The sequence below is a fragment of the Weissella uvarum genome (assembly GCF_016908785.1).
GTDB lineage: Bacteria > Bacillota > Bacilli > Lactobacillales > Lactobacillaceae > Weissella > Weissella uvarum.
Map to the genome: position 1 here is coordinate 460,717 of NZ_JAFBEO010000001.1, position 18,912 is coordinate 479,628.

General features: G+C 37.9%; 17 protein-coding genes. 8 read left to right on the forward strand and 9 right to left on the reverse strand.

Annotation, left to right across the window (positions count from 1 at the left end; translation table 11 throughout):
* Nucleotides 1–15: 15 nt before the first annotated feature.
* Nucleotides 16–1,446 carry a 23S rRNA (uracil(1939)-C(5))-methyltransferase RlmD gene (gene rlmD, locus JOC36_RS02350; protein ID WP_205144887.1) on the reverse strand — a complete coding sequence of 477 codons (1,431 nt, stop codon included), beginning with the start codon at nt 1,444–1,446 and terminating at the stop codon, nt 16–18.
* A 137-nt stretch (nt 1,447–1,583) separates the two neighbouring features.
* On the opposite strand from rlmD, the gene JOC36_RS02355 reads away from it, so the two are divergent.
* A complete protein-coding gene (locus JOC36_RS02355; protein WP_205144888.1) occupies nt 1,584–2,327 on the forward strand; it encodes a transglycosylase domain-containing protein in 744 nt (247 codons plus the stop codon).
* Nucleotides 2,328–2,449: 122 nt separating this feature from the next.
* Nucleotides 2,450–4,003, forward strand: coding sequence for a glutamine-hydrolyzing GMP synthase (gene guaA, locus JOC36_RS02360; protein ID WP_205144889.1), 1,554 nt, complete (start codon nt 2,450–2,452; stop codon nt 4,001–4,003).
* Between the two features lie 287 nt (nt 4,004–4,290).
* Here guaA and JOC36_RS02365 read toward each other — a convergent pair whose 3' ends face one another.
* Together JOC36_RS02365 and JOC36_RS02370 are read right to left on the reverse strand one after the other, a co-directional pair.
* Nucleotides 4,291–4,518, reverse strand: a complete 228-nt coding sequence (locus tag JOC36_RS02365; RefSeq protein WP_205144890.1) for a bacteriocin — start codon at nt 4,516–4,518, stop codon at nt 4,291–4,293.
* 110 nt (nt 4,519–4,628) lie between these two features.
* Entirely contained in the window at nt 4,629–4,850 is a 222-nt protein-coding gene (locus JOC36_RS02370) for a helix-turn-helix domain-containing protein (RefSeq protein WP_205144891.1), read from the reverse strand.
* A gap of 130 nt (nt 4,851–4,980) precedes the next feature.
* Here JOC36_RS02370 and JOC36_RS02375 point away from each other — a divergent pair, with 130 nt between their 5' ends.
* Nucleotides 4,981–7,149, forward strand: a complete 2,169-nt coding sequence (locus tag JOC36_RS02375; RefSeq protein WP_205144892.1) for a peptide cleavage/export ABC transporter — start codon at nt 4,981–4,983, stop codon at nt 7,147–7,149.
* Nucleotides 7,150–7,163: 14 nt separating this feature from the next.
* A complete protein-coding gene (locus JOC36_RS02380) occupies nt 7,164–8,270 on the forward strand; it encodes an HlyD family efflux transporter periplasmic adaptor subunit (protein ID WP_205144893.1) in 1,107 nt (368 codons plus the stop codon).
* A 542-nt stretch (nt 8,271–8,812) separates the two neighbouring features.
* Here the strand turns inward: JOC36_RS02380 and JOC36_RS02385 are convergent.
* From JOC36_RS02385 to JOC36_RS02395, 3 genes are all read right to left on the reverse strand, one after another.
* Nucleotides 8,813–9,052: a hypothetical protein gene (locus tag JOC36_RS02385; protein ID WP_205144894.1), complete on the reverse strand. Its 240-nt coding sequence runs from the start codon at nt 9,050–9,052 to the stop codon at nt 8,813–8,815.
* An 820-nt stretch (nt 9,053–9,872) separates the two neighbouring features.
* Entirely contained in the window at nt 9,873–10,400 is a 528-nt protein-coding gene (locus tag JOC36_RS02390; RefSeq protein WP_205144895.1) for a GNAT family N-acetyltransferase, read from the reverse strand.
* Nucleotides 10,401–10,431: 31 nt separating this feature from the next.
* Nucleotides 10,432–11,025, reverse strand: a complete 594-nt coding sequence (locus tag JOC36_RS02395; protein ID WP_205144896.1) for a TVP38/TMEM64 family protein — start codon at nt 11,023–11,025, stop codon at nt 10,432–10,434.
* Between the two features lie 154 nt (nt 11,026–11,179).
* On the opposite strand from JOC36_RS02395, the gene JOC36_RS02400 reads away from it, so the two are divergent.
* Nucleotides 11,180–11,854: a DUF6198 family protein gene (locus JOC36_RS02400; RefSeq protein ID WP_205144897.1), complete on the forward strand. Its 675-nt coding sequence runs from the start codon at nt 11,180–11,182 to the stop codon at nt 11,852–11,854.
* A gap of 65 nt (nt 11,855–11,919) precedes the next feature.
* Nucleotides 11,920–12,606, forward strand: a complete 687-nt coding sequence (locus tag JOC36_RS02405) for a ribonuclease H family protein (protein ID WP_205144898.1) — start codon at nt 11,920–11,922, stop codon at nt 12,604–12,606.
* Between the two features lie 196 nt (nt 12,607–12,802).
* On the opposite strand, the gene JOC36_RS02410 is transcribed toward JOC36_RS02405, so the two are convergent.
* Entirely contained in the window at nt 12,803–14,146 is a 1,344-nt protein-coding gene (locus tag JOC36_RS02410) for a TrkH family potassium uptake protein (RefSeq protein WP_205144899.1), read from the reverse strand.
* A 733-nt stretch (nt 14,147–14,879) separates the two neighbouring features.
* Here JOC36_RS02410 and rlmH point away from each other — a divergent pair.
* Entirely contained in the window at nt 14,880–15,359 is a 480-nt protein-coding gene (gene rlmH, locus JOC36_RS02415; RefSeq protein ID WP_205144900.1) for a 23S rRNA (pseudouridine(1915)-N(3))-methyltransferase RlmH, read from the forward strand.
* 36 nt (nt 15,360–15,395) lie between these two features.
* Here the strand turns inward: rlmH and JOC36_RS02420 are convergent, their stop codons facing one another.
* Together JOC36_RS02420 and JOC36_RS02425 are read right to left on the reverse strand one after the other, a co-directional pair.
* On the reverse strand, nt 15,396–16,754 hold the full coding sequence (locus JOC36_RS02420; RefSeq protein ID WP_205144901.1) for an amino acid permease: 1,359 nt from the start codon (nt 16,752–16,754) through the stop codon (nt 15,396–15,398).
* Between the two features lie 286 nt (nt 16,755–17,040).
* Nucleotides 17,041–17,709: a potassium channel family protein gene (locus JOC36_RS02425; RefSeq protein ID WP_205144902.1), complete on the reverse strand. Its 669-nt coding sequence runs from the start codon at nt 17,707–17,709 to the stop codon at nt 17,041–17,043.
* A 254-nt stretch (nt 17,710–17,963) separates the two neighbouring features.
* Between JOC36_RS02425 and JOC36_RS02430 the strand changes: the two genes are divergently transcribed.
* Nucleotides 17,964–18,890 (forward strand): NEAT domain-containing protein, encoded by a 927-nt coding sequence (locus JOC36_RS02430; RefSeq protein WP_205144903.1) that lies wholly within the window; start codon nt 17,964–17,966, stop codon nt 18,888–18,890.
* Nucleotides 18,891–18,912: the final 22 nt, after the last annotated feature.

Below are 18,912 nucleotides of genomic sequence, written 5' to 3' on the forward strand. Positions count from 1 at the left end.
TTTCACGTGAAACGCTTAGCGTAAACTGAATTTTACGACACCTTCCCAGCGTGCAGTTTGTGGGAACATATCGATTGATTGAATATACTCAACTTGGTACACCTTGGTAAGGTCCACCAAATCACGCGCTAAAGTAGACGCATTACATGAAATATAGACAAACTTTTCTGGTTTGGTTTCCAAAATTGTTTTACGTAAGGGTGCTTCAAGGCCAGTTCGTGGCGGATCAACAACCAACGCATCCGCAATCCAGCCTTCGTCTGCCCAACGCGGAATTAATGTCTCAGCTTCACCAACATAATAATGCGCATTAGTTATCCCATTATCACGTGCATTCATATTGGCGTCCGCAATCGCTTCTGGAACAGTGTCCATCCCACGTACTTCTTCAACTTGATCAGCTAACGAAAGACCAATTGTACCAACACCTGAGTAAGCGTCAATCAGTTTGTCAGCATGGGTCAAGTCTAAGGCTGCAATTGCTTCTTGATACAGCCGTGCTGTTTGCTTAGGATTTAATTGCAAAAACGCCCGTGGTGATAATTTGAAATGCTTACCATTAATTGTTTCTGTAATATATTCTTGACCCCAGAGATGTTTAGTTTCATCTCCCCAGACCAATGAAGTCTTACCTTTATTAATATTTTGATCAATTGAAACAACTTCTGGTAATTGTTCCTGAACTGCCTCAATGAATTGATGCGCTTTTGGTAATTTGGGTGAATTGGTCACAAGCGTTAATTGAACCTCACCCGTCGACTCAGAAACACGTGCGATTAACGTTTTCACGATTCCTGAATTTGTTTTTTCGTCATAAATGGGAACTTGCAACGCTTGCAAAATATCACGCACCGTTCGCACAACTTTCAAGGTTTCAGGATTTTGCGTTGAAATTTTAGGCAAATCAACCAGCTCATGTGATTGACGCTTATACATACCCACCGCTAATTGATCACCTTGTTGCCGAATTGGAAACTGCGCTTTATTACGGTAGCCACTTGGTTCATCCATGCCAATCGTTGGTTTCAAATCATAATTTCGATAACCCCGTGGCTGATACTTTTCCAATGCTTGGCGAATCACATCTTGTTTAAACACCAATTGTTGATCATAACGTAAATGCCCTAACTCAGCTCCACCAACCGTTTGATCATCTTGAGGTTCAACTCGATTAGGTGATTTTTGTTTAATTTTATGAATTTGCGCCTCAATAAATTTTGGATTCACCGCCGTCACAACAGCCTCAACGACTTCACCTGGCAAAGCATTGGGAATAAACGTAATCTTGCGTTTATAATAGCCAATCCCTTCCCCATTAATCCCTAAACGCTTGATTGTGATTAATAATTTATCACCAACGTTTACTTGCACATCATTTGCTTGCTTGTCCTTAACTGGTCGTGTTGGTCGCTTATTGGAACCATTTTTTTGTTTATCGTATGCCATTCGTTCTACAAAAGTCTCTTTCTATCTATTAATAGCCCCATTTTAACATAGCTAATACTTTAAAACCGGACTAAAAAAAGTTATGATGAGATGGTAAATTAATCCTTACGTGCGATTAGCCATAACAAGGGGAAGCAATGTCAAAATTCTTTAAAAATTTATTTAAATGCCTACTACTATTATTCATCGTTGCAATCGTTGGAGCCGGTATCTATGTTTGGACCGTGATCGACGATGCACCAACAGTGACAACAGCACAATTAAAAGCTAAGCCCAATCCTGAAGGTCAGCGTACCTATATTAAAGCAAAGGCCATACCACAGCGCTACCGTGATGCCGTGGTATCTACTGAAGATGCAACCTTTGAGACCAATAATGGTATCAATACCGATGGCTTACGCGCCCTAATTGAAAGTAATATTAAAGCACTATTTGGTAATGGTGTTGGCCGTGGTGGTTCATCAATCACCCAACAATTAGTAAAATTAACGGCCTTTCAAAATAACGCCGAGCCAACCCCTAAGCGTAAAATTCAAGAACTCTATTTAGCCCTTAAAATCAATCGCGCCTATTCAAAGGACCAAATTTTTGAATTTTATGTTAATAAAATTTTCGAAGGTTACAACCGTTATGGGGCCGAAACGATTGCCAAATTCTATTATCATAAGTCATTAAATCAACTTAGCCTTGATCAACAAGCCACAATAGCGGGTCTCGGCCAAAGTCCAACAACTTTTAACTTGTACACCAATCAAGATACTGTTAAAAAGCGTCGGAATATTGTATTAGCGGCGATGGCCAACAATAATAAAATTTCAAAAAAGCAATACAACCAAGCGGTTAACACGCCCATCACCCATGGCTTAGCTAAAAATCAATAATTAAAAGGCCAAAGGATTCCTGCGGTCTTTTTTTGGTAAAGAGACCGAACAATCATAAAATCACGTTTGCTTATTGGCGTGATTCCCGTATAATGGAAACAATTATTAAAAAGGAGGCCACCATGGCGAACGAGCGACAACACGACACCATTTTGGTATTGGATTTTGGTTCACAATACAACCAACTGATTGCACGACGTATTCGTGAATTAGGCGTTTATTCTGAACTAAAGCCCCATACCCTCACAGCAGAGCAAATCAAAGAGATTAATCCGCAAGGAATTATTTTTTCTGGTGGACCTAATTCAGTTTATGCTGAAGATGCCTTCACGATTGACCCTGAAATTTTCAACCTAGGGCTTCCAATTCTTGGCGTTTGTTACGGGATGCAATTAATGGCTCACATGTTGCCAGGCGGTAAAGTTGTTGCTGCTGACAACACAGCCGAATATGGTGAAACAACCATTAAAATTACTGACCCAGATACGTTGCTATTTGCGGATACGCCAGCAGAACAGACCGTTTTGATGTCACACGGTGACAAAATCGAAGCAATTCCTGATGGCTTTGAGGTCGTTGCAACATCTGATCAAACACCATTTGCAGCGATGGAAGACCGTGAACATAACTTCTTTGGCGTTCAATTCCACCCGGAAGTCCGTCAAACACAAGAAGGTATGCACATTCTTGAAAACTTTATCGATAAGGCCGTCCACGCCAACCGCGACTGGTCAATGGATGACTTTATTACCGAACAAGTCGAAGCAATTCGTGAAAAGGTTGGCGATAAGAAAGTTTTGCTAGGCCTTTCTGGTGGTGTTGATTCATCTGTTGTTGGCGTGCTTTTACACCGCGCCATTGGTGATCAACTTGTCTCAATTTTCGTTGACCACGGTTTGCTACGTAAGAATGAAGCAAACGAAGTCATGGATGCTTTGGGTGGTAAATTCGGTCTTAATATTATCAAAGTGGATGCCCAAGATCGCTTCCTTAATAAATTAGCCGGTGTTACCGATCCAGAAGAAAAGCGTAAAATCATTGGAAATGAATTTATTCAAGTCTTCGATGAAGAAGCTACCAAATTGCATGGCATTGATTTCTTAGCTCAAGGTACCCTTTATACCGACGTTATCGAATCAGGAACTGATACCGCGCAGACCATTAAGTCACACCACAACGTCGGTGGTTTGCCAGAAGACATGCAATTCCAACTTATCGAACCTTTGAACACACTTTTCAAAGATGAAGTTCGTGAGTTAGGTGAAAAGCTTGGTATTCCGCATGACTTAGTTTGGCGTCAACCATTCCCTGGTCCTGGACTAGGAATTCGTGTCCTTGGTGACGTTACTGAAGACAAGCTCAAGATTGTCCGCGATTCAGATGTCATCTTACGTGAAGAAATCGCTAAGCATGGTCTTGATGATGAAATTTGGCAATACTTCACGGTGCTAACTGGCGTTCGTTCAGTTGGTGTGATGGGTGATATTCGTACCTACGATTACACCATTGCGATCCGTGCCATCACTTCTGTTGATGGTATGACAGCTGAATTTGCTCGCATCCCTTGGGATGTCCTAAACGAAATTTCACGTCGTATCGTCAATGAAGTCGACCACGTTAACCGCGTAGTCTACGATATTACAGCTAAGCCACCAGCAACTGTTGAGTGGGAATAAAAATAAAACAGCTAACCAGAAATGGTTAGCTGTTTTTTTGTTTCACGTGAAACGTTATTTATTAAATTTCAAAAATTAAAATGAACTAAATAATTATTTGCGTAACCTATTTATACCTTTACATTAATTAAATATCAGGTTCCTGAGTTAGTTTTTGTATTCAAACTTTTCATTACTCAAATGTACGACTTAAATCCATCAAATAAAACTAAATTCACTACTTTTTATAAAAAAGAATCATAACTATTAAAAATGACTCATTGTAACCAACGTATCACTTTTATATTTTAATGACGAGCAAATCCAAATCCGTGTCCAGCACTCTCTCCCCATGCATGAGCTGAAACATGCCCTACTCCATGCCAAGCTTGTGCCCAATTAATCCATGTTTTTTTACCACGAGTATATACCCCATTACCATAGTAATGTGTCTTTGCACGCTTCTTTTTTCCTCCCTTAACAGATGCTAACTCATTAACGTTCATTGTAGAAAAACCATCTAATTGTTTAAACATAGTCTACCACCTTTCAAGACAACTAATATATTTCTGAATACACTCTTAATTATAAATAATGGTCTGTCCCAAATTCAAACATATTGGGTATACGCAATGTACAATTTACTTTACAATTCATCATCTAGTAAGAAATGTAAATCTACACCTAAAGCGACTTCTATATCAATTAAAATTTCAATATCAGGTTTCCTGGTCCCATTTTCATAATGAGATAGGGTATTTACTGAAACGTTTATTTCATTTGCCAACTCCTTTTCTGTTAAGTCTCTCAACAATCTCACTCTCTTTATTTTCTCCCCTAATTTTGGACAATGACTATTTTTATACATAATCTCTCTCCTATATTTAAAAGTTAAAAATAACATATATCTTTCTTTCAATAACTATAAATATAACCTATAGTATACGTAGAACTTATAAACACATTCGTAAATTACAATCTAAATTTTAGGTGATTATATGCAGTTTAAATATATTAGTCAAGTCGATGAAAGAGATTGTGGCGCTGCTTGCCTCGCAATGATAACTAAATCGTACAATCATAATGTCTCCATATCAACAATTAGAGATTTAGAAAAAACTGATCTAAATGGCTCCACGGCCCTAGGAATTAAAAAGGCAGCTGAATCACTTGGATTTGAAACAAAAGCCATCAAGGCGGATATGTCTTTATTTGATGACTACAAAGAGATCCCTTATCCCTTTATTGCTCATGTTGAAAAAATGGATGATGGTGAATTAATTGAACACTACTATGTAGTTTATAAAGCAACCAAACTTTATATTTATATTGCTGATCCTGATCCAGATGTCAAAAAGAGAAAAATGTCTTACAAACAATTTTCTAAAGAGTGGACAGGTGTTGCTCTATTCTTCGCCCCAAGTCCAGAATTTAAACCAAATACTGATAAACAAGCTGGTTTTAAATCATTCTTTCCCATCATTTTTAAACAAAAAGGCTTAGTCACTAATATTGTTGTAGCTTCATTAATCGTAACTTTAATTAGCATTGCCGGATCGTACTTCTTACAAATTTTGATTGATGATTACATTCCAAATGGTATGTTCACTACATTAAGTATCATGGCAGTGGGACTGATTACTGCTTATGTATTTCAACAAATCATGAGTTATGTACAACAATACTTGTTGATTGTATTAGGCCAACGTTTATCCATCGATTTGATTTTGTCTTATGTTAAGCATCTATTTGAATTACCTATGAATTTCTTCTATACACGGCGTGTTGGAGAAATTACTTCTCGGTTCAATGACGCTAATACGATTATTGAGGCTGTAGCCAGTTCTATTCTGTCTATGCTTCTCGATGTTGGTATCGTGCTAATTATGGCAGTAGTTCTCTTCGCCTATAATGCTGATATGTTCCTTATCTCGGTCCTTGCGATCCCAATCTATGCTATTGTGATGTATCTATTTGCTAAGCCATTCCATCAATATAATATGGATGAGATGAAGTCAGGTGCTAGCCTAGAATCTTCAATTATAGAAAGTCTTAATGGCATGGAAACTATTAAAGCTTTAGGTGCTGAAGAGAATAGTTATGATAAGGTTGATAAAGATTATGTACACTTCTTAAAGCGATCATTTAAGACAGCTCGACTAACTTCTATTCAAGAGGCAATTAAAGATGGCCTCAAGTTAATCTTTGAAGTTCTTGTCCTTTGGTACGGTGCTAATTTAGTCATGCAAAACAAATTAAGTGTTGGTCAGCTCATGGCTTTTAATGCTTTACTCGGCTATTTTACAGATCCACTACAATCAATTATTGATTTACAAAGCAAGATCCAATCAGCAATTGTTGCCGCGCATCGTTTAAATGAAGTATTTGAAGTACCATCTGAGTTTAAAAACGATGGACAAACAACACTACCTATTAAAGTTGATACTGATATTACTATAGCTTTTACTGACGTTTCCTTTGAATATCAATACAACAAACCTGTTTTAGATGGTCTCTCTTTAACTATTACTAATCATGAAAAGTTAGCATTAGTTGGTGTTAGTGGTTCTGGTAAATCCACCCTGGCTAAACTATTAGTACGTTTTTATGACTTAGCTAATGATAACGGTAAAATAACTTTAAATAATACCAATATCCAAAATATTGATAAACAAAAGCTACGAGAAATTATTACCTATGTACCCCAAGAGCCCCATATTTTTACTGGAAAAGTCATTGATAACCTATTGCTAGGCGCTAAGTCTGGAACTACCTTTGATGACGTCCTAAAGGCAACTGAAATTGCTGAAATTAGAACAGACATTGAAAAACTCTCTCAAGGATTTGAGACAGAAATTTCCGAATCGGGCAGCCTATCTGGTGGTCAACGCCAACGTATTTCGTTAGCTCGAGCACTATTAACAGATTCTCCAATTTTAATTTTAGATGAATCTACCAGTAACTTGGATCTACTCACAGAAAAAAATGTCGTAGATAATCTAATGGAACTCTCTGACAAAACTATTGTCTTTGTCGCCCACCGTTTAACAATTGCTGAACGTGTTCCACGTCTAGTCATGCTTGAAAATGGTAAAATCGTTGCTGATGGCGCTCATGACCAATTACTTGGAAACAACGCTGCCTACACTAACCTAGTTCAGAAATAGGATTGAGGTAATTTATGTTAGATAATAATCAATTTGAAAGTTCTGAATTTTATAATCGTCGCTACGGAACCTTTACGACTAAATTAATCTGGCCCATTGTTGTTGGACTGATTCTCTTGGTACTTTTTATGTGCTTTACTAAAAAAGAGATTGTAGTCAAATCCGTGGGCTCAATTGAGCCAGCTAAAACACTAGCCGTAATTCAATCACCTAGTAACAACCCCATTACTAAGAATAATCTCAAAGAGGGTAAACAAGTTCAAAAAGGGGACGTCCTTGTTGAATTCGATAATCGTGATACTAAGAATGACGAAACAGTAAACAATGCTAAAATCAATAAAACTGACGCTAAATTAGCTAGTCTCAATACGTTCAAACAAAGTGTCCAAACAAATCAAGATTTGTTTAACGGTAATGATGATTATGGCTACGCTGATCAGTTTCATGATTATCAAGCTCAATTGGCTGATTTACAGAACTCATCAGCTCAAAATAATGCCGATATTTCATCTAGCGATAATAACACACGTACAAAAAATAATAATCTATACCGTGCCAATCAATCTCTTAACAATAAAGAAAATTCTCTTAAAGCAAAAACACTTGCAGATATTAATAATGAAATCAGCAATTTACAAGATAATAAAGTTGAATTAACTGGACAATCAAAAAACATTGATACAGACATGTTAAACCAAGAACTTTTGTCTCCAACCACTGGTACTCTACATGTGCCAAATAATAAAACTGAAACAAAGTATTTACAAAGTGGTTCTGAAATTGCTGAAATCTACCCAAATCTTAATTCTCATACAAAACTAACAGCAACATTTTATATTCCGACTAATAAAATGAACGGTATTAAAACCGGACAAAAAATCAGATTTAAAGCTAATCAAGATGGTCCAAAACCTCTCCTAATAACAGGTAAAATTATAAAAATAGATAGTGCGGAAACAAATACCAAAGATGGATCCGCCTATCAAGTTACAGCAACCCTAAACCCTAAAAAGACCGATTATAAACAAATTCACTATGGTCTAAGCGGTAATCTCTCAGTAATTACTGGTAAAAAAACATGGTTTAACTATGTAAAAGACCTAATATTCCAATCAGCATAAATAATAAAACGAAATTGTTTTCTGTACTCACCTCTTTCGTAGTACTTAATAGGCTAAATAATAAAATTAGACGGCTTAATACAGCACTTCTTCTTCCAATAAAGTGCTGTATATACATTTTGTAAATGTACAAAAAAGCATGAAGAACTACTATATTTAAATATAGCTATCGTGAAAAATGATTGTTTGCTGAAAAGAGCTACTATTATTCGCTGTTTCTTAATTGGGGTACATCAACTTACAGAGGTCTAGTAAATATGAAATCAGAGCAAAGAGACATATTAGTATTATGCGGAATATACATTCCATGTTTGTTAATCGGATCAATAACCCATCAAACTGAGTTACTCCATGTAATTAATGTCATTTTCCTTATTCTAGTGATTATACTTTCATGTCGAATAATTTTTAATCTTTATAAAGAACACTCTAAATAGATATGATTTAAAAAAAGCTTGAATAGTTAACTATTCAAGCTTTTTTAGCCTTATAATTTAATTACTCGTACTCACTTCATCCTATTCAAAAGATGATGCATACCCTTATTTTGCTGATTTTTCACCCTCATAATATACCGAAATTAGAGACAACAACAATAACATTGGCATTAAGACATCTTGAATCGATTTAAATGAAATATTTCCTGTAAACAATAATATAAACCAAAATATAATGACAAACACTGGCAAAATTGATCCAAGAATACCTTTGCGATGCTTACCAAGTACATATTGAATGACACATATTAAGGTCGCCACAATCAAAAAAATAATGAATTCCATTGACTTCTCCTAAAACCATTTATTTAGAACACCCTATTTGTTATTTTATTTTTAATTATACCAACACATTTAGTCTCTATACCAGGTATAGACGCTTCAAATATCTACAACATCAAAAAACACGCTAGCTGGATTTTTCCAACTAGCGTGCGCTTTTTATAAATTAGTTTTGAGGTCAGAATTCACAACTTGCTATGGTTGCCAAGGCGTCCATGGATCCCATGGTGTCCATACGGCTGCGTTCCAATCTATGACGTTTTGCTTTTGATTATTTGAATACATATACAATTACCTCGTTTCTGTGATAGGTGATATATTCTTATTTATTAGAGCTAAACGTCTTTAACTCTATGACATGTATTATCAATGTTACACCCTAAACCAAGGTTAATCTAAGCACAAAGTAAACATAAATATCCACAAAAACTATCAATGCATTATAAATACATTTATCTTAAAAGATAAAAACACGCTAGCTGGATTTTCCCAACTAGCGTGCGCTTTTTATAAATTAGTTTTGAGGTCAGGATTCACAACTTGCTATGGTTGCCAAGGCGTCCATGGATCCCATGGTGTCCATACAGCTGTGTTCCAATCTATGACGTTTTGCTTTTGATTATTTGAATACATATACAATTACCTCGTTTCTGTGATAGGCGATATGTTCTCGTTTACTAGAGTTAAACGTCTTTAACTCTATGACATGTATTATCAATGTTCCACCCTAAAGTAAGTTTAATGCAAGCACAAAGTAAACATAAATTTCAAAAAAATCAGAAATAATGAGGCATTAGCTATTAAAAATGGTTATCGCCTTTACCTATAATCGCTTCTCTAAAATCAAATCCCGTTGCGGCTTCTTTCCCATCATAAAAACATGATCGTCCACTGGCTCAAAACCAAATTGTTGGTAAAATGCGATGGCTTTTGTGTTTTGTTCCCATACCCCAAGCCAAACTTTACTTTTGTGGGCCGCTTGCGCTAATTTAAGTGCCTCTTCCATCAAAAGCTTACCATAGCCGTGCCTTTGCGCCCCAGCTAATACATAAATGCGTTGTACTTCTAGACTGTCATCCCCGCGTTCTTCAGTTTGCGCATCCCCGACATTAACCTTTAAATACGCCACCGGCTCCCCTGCAACCATGAGAAAAAACCACTGACTATTCTCGTCCCTTAATTCGTCCCTTAATTGATCTAATGCATAAGCTCGTTGCACGTATTGTTCAACGTCTTCAGTGTCATTAAAAGGTAAAAAAGTTTCTTTAAATGTTTGAGCACTAATGGTTTGCAGCGCCACTACATCCTGTTGTGTTACTGGCACCAATTTGGCCTTTGCATATTCTGTCATCCCATTCATTCCTTAGCTTTATTATCCGATTCTATTGTAAAAATTTCACCAACCAGTCAGCACCATAAACTAAGGCGAAACTATAAGCAGCAATGCTAGCCGGCTTCCCGAGTAAGATAATCAAGGTGAATTCTTTCCAACTCATTTTGGTTAACGCTGTCAATAAGACTAACGCGTCATCCGGAGCAACTGGCAAAAATATCAACAGTGCAAAAGTAAAACGCCAACCTTTTGAATCAAGTTTATCCATATATTTATCGAGCGTTTTTTCTGAAACAAAGATATCAATAATCTTATGTCCATAACGGCGGCCCAAGCCAAACAAAATCAACGAGCCTAAAATAATTCCAATATAGTTATAAACAAAGCCCCACCACGCACCAAAAATAACGACGCCAGCCGCTAAAGAGATACCGCCAGGAATAATCGGAATCACCACTTGAATAATTTGAATTAAAATAAAAACAAGGGGTCCCCAAATACCAGCTCGTTCAACGAATTGCTCTAAAACATGTGTATTTGTAAAGGCGCCAATCCGGTATAACCATATGGCTAAAATAATCATCACTGCGATGCCAAAATAAGAAATATAATTTACGATTCGTCGCTTTGTTTCCAGTTTCATCAGGGTTACCTTTCTAACTACAGACATACTTATAATATTAAAGTACCATCCTTAAAGTATGGTAAAACTTTTAGAAAAGTTCAATTCGTGCTATAGTTAGGGTCTTGAGGATTAAAAATAGTTACTAAAGATTGATTAGCAGGAGACAACACTTATGTATGAAAAAGATGGAGAAAAACGTGAGCTCACAATAGCCGAAGTCATTGGTTTTTTAATGATTGGCTTGCTGCTCAATGCAATTGGTAATGGTTTAACCGTTGCGACTAACATGGGGTCAGCCCCTTGGACTGCCGCTGCCGCTAACCTGTCAAACGTTACGACCTTACCCATCGATGTATTTTTGTTCAGTTTCGGTCTTTTTGCTGCCCTAGCTGTTGTCATCATCTTACGCCATTTTGATGCAGGCCGTTTCTTTAGAAACTTGGCATTTGTGTTCATCTTTAGTGTCGTCATTGGTGCCACGGCCCGTGGGTTTAAAACCATCGGCGTCGGTGAATTAAACTATTGGTTACGTCTGCTCTTAGATATATTCGGAATTACCATGATCGGGATGGGAATCTCAGTCACACAACGTTTAGCTAAATTTATCCATCCCTTGGATGATTTAACAAATGTGACTCGCTTCAAATACTTCCATGGAAATGTCGTGGTTGCGCAAACATTGAATTTTGCCATTCCAATGACGATTTCATTGGTAGTTTGGTTAGTAACCGGCAAGTTAGTTGCCATTAACATTGGTACCTTTTTCTCATTCTTCTGCCAAGGCATGGTAATCAGTCGAGCGGATCATTTCTTAATTCCACACCTAAAACACCGCTCATCACTATAAATAAACAATTCAAGGAAATCCGATCTCACATTCGGATTTTTTTATGTCATTAGGAGGCCATTCAAATGAAAACATATGCCATTGTCGGAAATGAACACGAGGGGATCTACACGGCCCCATGGTCACAAGTCCAACCTCTTACACAAACTAAACCAGCCCCTAAATATAAAGGCTTTAATTCCAAAGCAGAGGCGCAAGCTTGGTTCAATGCGCAAAACAGCTCCGCCCGCCAATACCAAACAGCTTATAACGGTGATTTTAAAGCTAATCCAAGCCATTTTTATATGTTTACTGACGGTGGTAGCCGCAACACTGGTAATCATGCCGGTGGCCACGTTAACACCCACGACAAAGCTGCTTGGGCGTTAGCCATCTATGCTGGAACTGATCTAAATCAAGCCATTTATACCGACAGCAAAGCTTACTTTGGTCGTACCAACAATGAGATGGAACTACTAGGCTTAATTAATGCCCTCCTCCAAGCTCAACGTACAGATGCACCTGTAACCATTGTTAGCGACTCAAAGTACGTTTTAGACGGCGTTACCAATTGGATGTACAACTGGCAAGCCAATGGTTGGCAAAAAAGCTCCGGCGAAATTGCCAACTTAACGGCCTGGCAACAAATCTATGATTTGGTTCAAACGCTCGCGGACCGTCTCCACTTCATCTGGGTCAAAGGTCACGCAACCAGCCAAGGCAATGTACTTGTTGATGAGCTATTAAATCAAGCGATGGATCAACTCTCGTAAAACCGAAAGCACCCTACAAAAGTGGGGTGTCTTTTTGCGCCTTTTTTCACAAGTTATTCAATCACCAAACAAATTCCAAACAAACAACGCGAACAAAAAAATAAGGTGGTTTAAACATTTGTAACCTTTCAAGTTAAGGAATTCACAATATAGGGTAATAAAAAAGACTAGACCCGCAAGCCTAATCTTTATGCGTCTATCCAATCATAATTTCTTCTGTTGGATAACGATGATGTGAACTTTGTTGATGAATGTTAAGGACTGAGAACATTACCGTATAAAGACCGACACGTCCAATAAACATAACCAGCATAATCACAATTTTACCAATCAGCGTCAAATGAGGCGTCAAGCCCAACGAGAAGCCTGCCGTTGAAAAAGCAGCAATGACTTCAAACGTGATATATTCAACACCAAATCCATGCGGAATTGTTTCTGTGACAGCCAAAATCAAAGATGCTCCCAAAACAAAGGCTAATGACAACACTGTTAACATCAACGCTTTAATAATGTTTGCTTGACTAATTTGACGATCACCATAATTCACACGTTCTTGGCCACGTAGCGCAGCAATTGATTGACGCCACAAAATCCCGAGAGTGGTCGTTTTAATACCTCCAGAGGTTGATCCTGGCGTGCCACCAACGAACATGAGGAACATAACAATAATGAGTCCTCCAGCTGACAAACTCGTCATTGGTACAATCGCAAAACCAGCTGTACGTGGTGAAATGGCTAAGAACAATGTATCAATCAAACGATTAAACAAATTGCCACCAGTATGTGGCAAACCTTTTTCAGTAATTAAGAAGCCAACAAATCCTAACAAAATCAACCAACTTGAGGTTGATAAGGCAATCCGTGTATGTAAACTCAAACGATGGTGCTTATGGTTAAAGAGCGACATCAAGTCTCGCCAAACAAGGAAACCTAAAGAACCCGCTAAAATCAAGAACATCCAAACCACTAAGACATACGGACTGTTTTGAAAACTATCTACTGACTGAGGGAAGAAAATAAACCCTGCATTTCCAAAGGCCGAAATAGAGTGGGCAACACTATAGTACAAACCATGGGCCCATCCAAAACGAGGAACAAAATCAAATGACAGCAAGATAGCACCAATGACTTGAATAATGACAGATAGTGAGAAAACATAGGACAACATGACCTTAACATCGGCTAAATTCCGTAAATTCAAGGCATCTTGCATCAATAAGCGCGCTTTCAAATCAATTTTTTGTCGTGTAATGGTCAATAATAGGACCGTAAAGGTCATAAAACCAAGCGCTCCGATTTCAATCATAATTAAAATCACAACTTGGCCAAACCAAGACCAGGTCGTTGCCGTATTCAGCGTTGTTAATCCTGTAATCGCTGTTGCTGAAACCGCCGTAAATAGTGCATCAATAAAGGAAACATGCACACCAGCTTGATGCGCAATTGGTAATTGTAAAATAGTCGCCCCACAGATAATAACCATCAAAAATCCGAAGGTTAAAATTTGTGGTGGTGTTAGTCGATCAATAAATTTCTTCATAGTTAATTAACTCCCAACTTTGCTACTTCATTATACAGAAGTTTCCACAAAGATTTACACATCTTTTCCATAATTCTTGTGGATAACTGAGGATATTTATCCACGTCTGTGGATAACTTGTGTATAAATACGCTATTTTTACCCAAGAAAACGCCAAGATGGGGATAACATTCCTGTGGATAACCATCATTTCAATCCTTGTGATTTACAAAATGCCCGTCTTAACCGCTTTATTTTTCAAAATTAGCTTTAAGCTAACTTAAAACGGTGGAAAACTCAGTGCCAAGGTTAAAAAAGCAGGCTTAGTTCGTCATTTAACCAAACATTCGCTAATTTGTTATTAACAATTTAGCGATTATCAAACTATAGCCGAACGTTTGTCACATTAATCGTCAATATTTATGGTCTTAACTTAAATCTAGCTAAAATACATGATCACTTTTTGGGGATAAATCAAAAAATCACGGCTAGCGTTCTAAATTATGGTAAGCTATAAGTACCCATTTAATCACTTTTTCACTGGTTTTCCACAGGTGAATTCACTTTTGTGGAAAAGTTAACTGAATGACCATACGCGAACATAATATGTGCTGATTTATCAACGTTTTAAGCGCTTTTAAAAAACGATATGTTCGTGTGGAAATCTGTAATTTTTAACAATTATTAACAAGTTATCCACATCAGTTAAATTAAAAATAAAAGTTTAAAGATTTATATAAAGAAAGAGGGAACCATGAACATCAAAATTGTGTGTGTCGGGAAATTAAAAGAAAAATATTTGAAAGATGGCATCGCCGAGTATGCTAAACGCTTGCAAAAGTTCGGAAAATTCGAAATTGTGGAAGTCCCAGATGAAAAGGCCCCTGAACAACTGTCACAATCTGAAACGGATCAAGTGATGGCTAAAGAAGGCGAACGAATTTTGAGTAAAATTAAAGATCGCGAGTATGTCTTTGCGCTAGCCATCCTAGGTAAAGAACGTAGTAGTGAAGAATTGGCTCAAGAAATCAACCAATTAGCGCTACATGGACAATCAGATTTAACTTTCATCATTGGTGGATCATTAGGCTTATCCCCAGCCGTACTCAAACGAGCTGATACTCAGATTAGTTTTGGAAAATTCACCTTACCGCACCAATTAATGCGTCTGGTATTAACGGAACAAATTTATCGTGCTTTCATGATTAATGAAGGCTCGCCTTATCACAAATAAAAAAAGCTGATTCAAATTGAATCAGCTTTTTCTTGTTTATTTAGCTTTTTTCTTTTGCCACACCGTATAACCAACCAGCATAAGCAAGAAATAAATGACTGTCGCAATCACCGAAAGCTGGGTGGCCTTATTAAACACCATTACCACCAAAACAGCTAAGAAGAATAAAATCGTTGCATATGATCCCATTGGGAACCAAGGCATTTTATAAGTCGATTGCGCACTTTCAGCGCTACGACGATATTTGATATGAGCAAACATAATAATAATCCAAACAAAGATAAAACTCATCGTTGCCACACCAGTAATCAAAACAAAGACCTTTGATGGGAAATAATAATTCAAAACAACCACTGCCAAGAAAATGGCTGCTGAAGCCAACATACCATTAACTGGTACATCTTGCTTTGATAACTTACTAAAAGCCTTTGGCGCTTGTTTATTCTTTCCAAGAATATACAATGTTCGCGATGTTGAGAAAATGGCTGAGTTAGCCGCTGACATGGCTGAAGTCAAAACAACAAAATTAACGAAATCAGCCGCAGCTGGCAATCCAAGACCAGCAAAGACCTGCACAAAAGGTGATTGGTGCGGATTCAATTGATTCCAAGGGAACACTGACATAATAATAATCATCGATCCAACATAGAACAAAGCAATCCGAACTGGTACGGCATGAATGGCCTTAGGCAAATCAACTTGTGGATTCTTCGTTTCACCAGCTGTTAACCCAACCATTTCAATTCCCGTAAAGGCAAAAATCACCATCGGGAAGGCCATAATAAAGCCAGATACACCGGTCGCAAAGAAACCACCATGACTAACTAAGTTAGCAAATGAAGCGGTTGTGCCATGCGTTTGAAAGCCAGTCGCAATCATCCATAAACCACCGACAATTAAGGCCAAAATCGCAAAAATTTTGATACTAGCAAAGCCTGATTCAAACTCGCCAAACAATCCGACATTAATCAAATTCGCTAAGACTAAAATGGCAACCACAATAAGGGGTGTCACCCACTGCGGCAATTGTGGGAACCAATAGCGCATATAAATCCCCGTTGCTGTTAAATCAGCCATCGCTAAACTGGCCCAGCTCAACCAATAAGCCCAGCCAATCGCGAATTCCCAGCGATCGCCCAAGTAAACTCGTACAAAATCAATGAATGAACGTAATTTGGGGTTTGAGAGCAATAATTCACCGACCGCCCGCATCATTAAGTAAGCAAAGAATCCTGTAATTGCATAAGCCAAAATCAAAGCTGGCCCAGCACTATGGATGGCTTCACCCGATCCTAAGAAGAGCCCTGTCCCAATGGCTCCTCCAATGGCAATCATCTGCACATGTCGTGAGGTTAAGCCACGCGATAACTCGCGCTCATTTTCCTGTTTTTCCATCTGGTACCTCCCTGGGCATAGGAACACAAAAAACGTCCCTATGCCAAATAAATTTGACATAGGGACGTTAATTAACGCGGTTCCACCCTATTTTTTAGCATCACTGCTAAACAACTTAATTCAGGTAATATCGTATCTCTCCCAAAGCACCAAACAATTGTCTCTGTTACTCTTTTTCAGCGGCCGAGCTCTCTATAAACAGGCTAACAATTATTTTTCTTTGTTCATCGAAACTATCAATATGGAAATATATACTAACAGTAATTATTACTTGCGTCAATATCCGCTACTTTGCAGAATCCAAAACTTCTTCAAAACGTTGCACATCATGATGCGTGCCGATCACTGTAATAATATCGCCAATTTGGACAACCGTATCCGCATCCGGCGATACCGTCACTTTATTTTGTGACTTGATTGCGACAATCGTTAATCCATACTTTTTACGAATATCCAAATCAGTAATCGTTTGATTTGAAAAACGCAAATTAGCAATCTTAATTTCACCAACTGCCACCTCATCACCCAAGTTAATGAAGCTTAATAGGTTGGGTGACATTAACTGTTCAGCCAACCGTTGCGCCATTTCCGTTTCCGGACGTACAACTTGATCGGCTCCGACCTTATCAAGCACCCGGGCGTGTAGCTTATTTTCCGCTTTCGCAATGACATTACTTACGCCCAAATCTTTTAACAAGATTGTTGTTAAAATTGACGCTTGTTGATTATGTCCAATACAAACAATCACATGATCAAAGCTAGTTAAATCTAATTCTGTAAGGGCTTCTTCTTCTTGAGCATCCGCAATGACGGCATGTGTGGCAACTTCCATTAAATCTTCCACACGTTCTGGATCTTTATCAATCGCTAACACTTCTTGGTTTGCATTAATCAAGTCTTCCAATAAAGAACTCCCAAAACGCCCTAACCCGATAATGGCAAATGTCTGTTGCATAAGCGTCTCCTTTATATGTTATTTCACTCTATTCTACCATTCTGCACAATAAAAAGCGCACTATCTGTACGATAAAAGCGCATTAAATCACAAAGTGCTTTTCTATTACAATTTTAAAAATGACATTTATTAGTGATTTGTTCAAAGTTTTCGCCTGAAAGCCTGTTGTTTTCCTATTTAATGACCTATAATAGAGAAAGTTATGATGCAATTAGGATATAGAAAATGATTTAAAGGGAGTAGAAAATATAATTATGCGACTCACAGATAAAGTAGCATTGCTATTTTCAAGCGCTGTTTTCGGAGCGACATTTGCCTTTGCAGCACCACAAGTTAGTCAAGCCGATACTGCTACAAGTCATGCTGCAACAGCTACAACTACAAGTGTTGCGACAACAACATCAGCAAAAGCCTTGGAAGATGGCACATACGAGATTCCAATTGCCTTCCAAAAAACAGGTACCAAAGAAGAATCAACGATGGCTAATTTCATGGATTCTAAGGGCTCTGTCATCATCAAGGGCGATGAAGCGACGCTAACCTTTACGTCGCCAACTGAACAAAAAGCCGACATGTTGACTAAGTTTACCATTAACAACTATGTGGCGACCCGTGATGGTTTAAATTGGACCGTTACTTTACCTACTAAAGATTTAAGCAAACTATTGAAGGGGTATGTTGAAGTTAGCGTACCTGCCATTGATTTCACAGAAAAGCAAACCGTTGATATTCAACCAAATATTTCTGCTATTCCAGTAAAACCTGGTCAACCAACCGATTCAAGCAGTTCTACAACTGACAATTCAGCTGAAGCTTCTAAACAAAAATCAATTGAAGAGTCAAAGAAGGCTTCTGAATCAAAGAAAGCAGCTGAGGCTTCTAAGCAAAAGGCCGCCTCAATCTCTAAGCAAAAAGCAGCTTCTATTTCAAAACAAAAAGCTGCTGAAGCTTCAAAGAAGAAGGCCGCTTCTATTTCAAAGCAGAAAGCTGACGCCAAAAAGAAGGCCGATGCTAAGAAAAAAGCTGAGGCTAAAAAGAAGGCTGAGGCTAAGAAGAAAGCTGATGCTAAAAAGAAAGCAACAGCCAAAAAGAAGGCCGCCGCTAAGAAAAAAGCTGATGCCAAGAAGAAAGCTAATGCTAAACACCATGCACCCAAAAAAACTGCTGCTAAGAAACGTTAATCCGATCTTTTGAGTCGAGCTA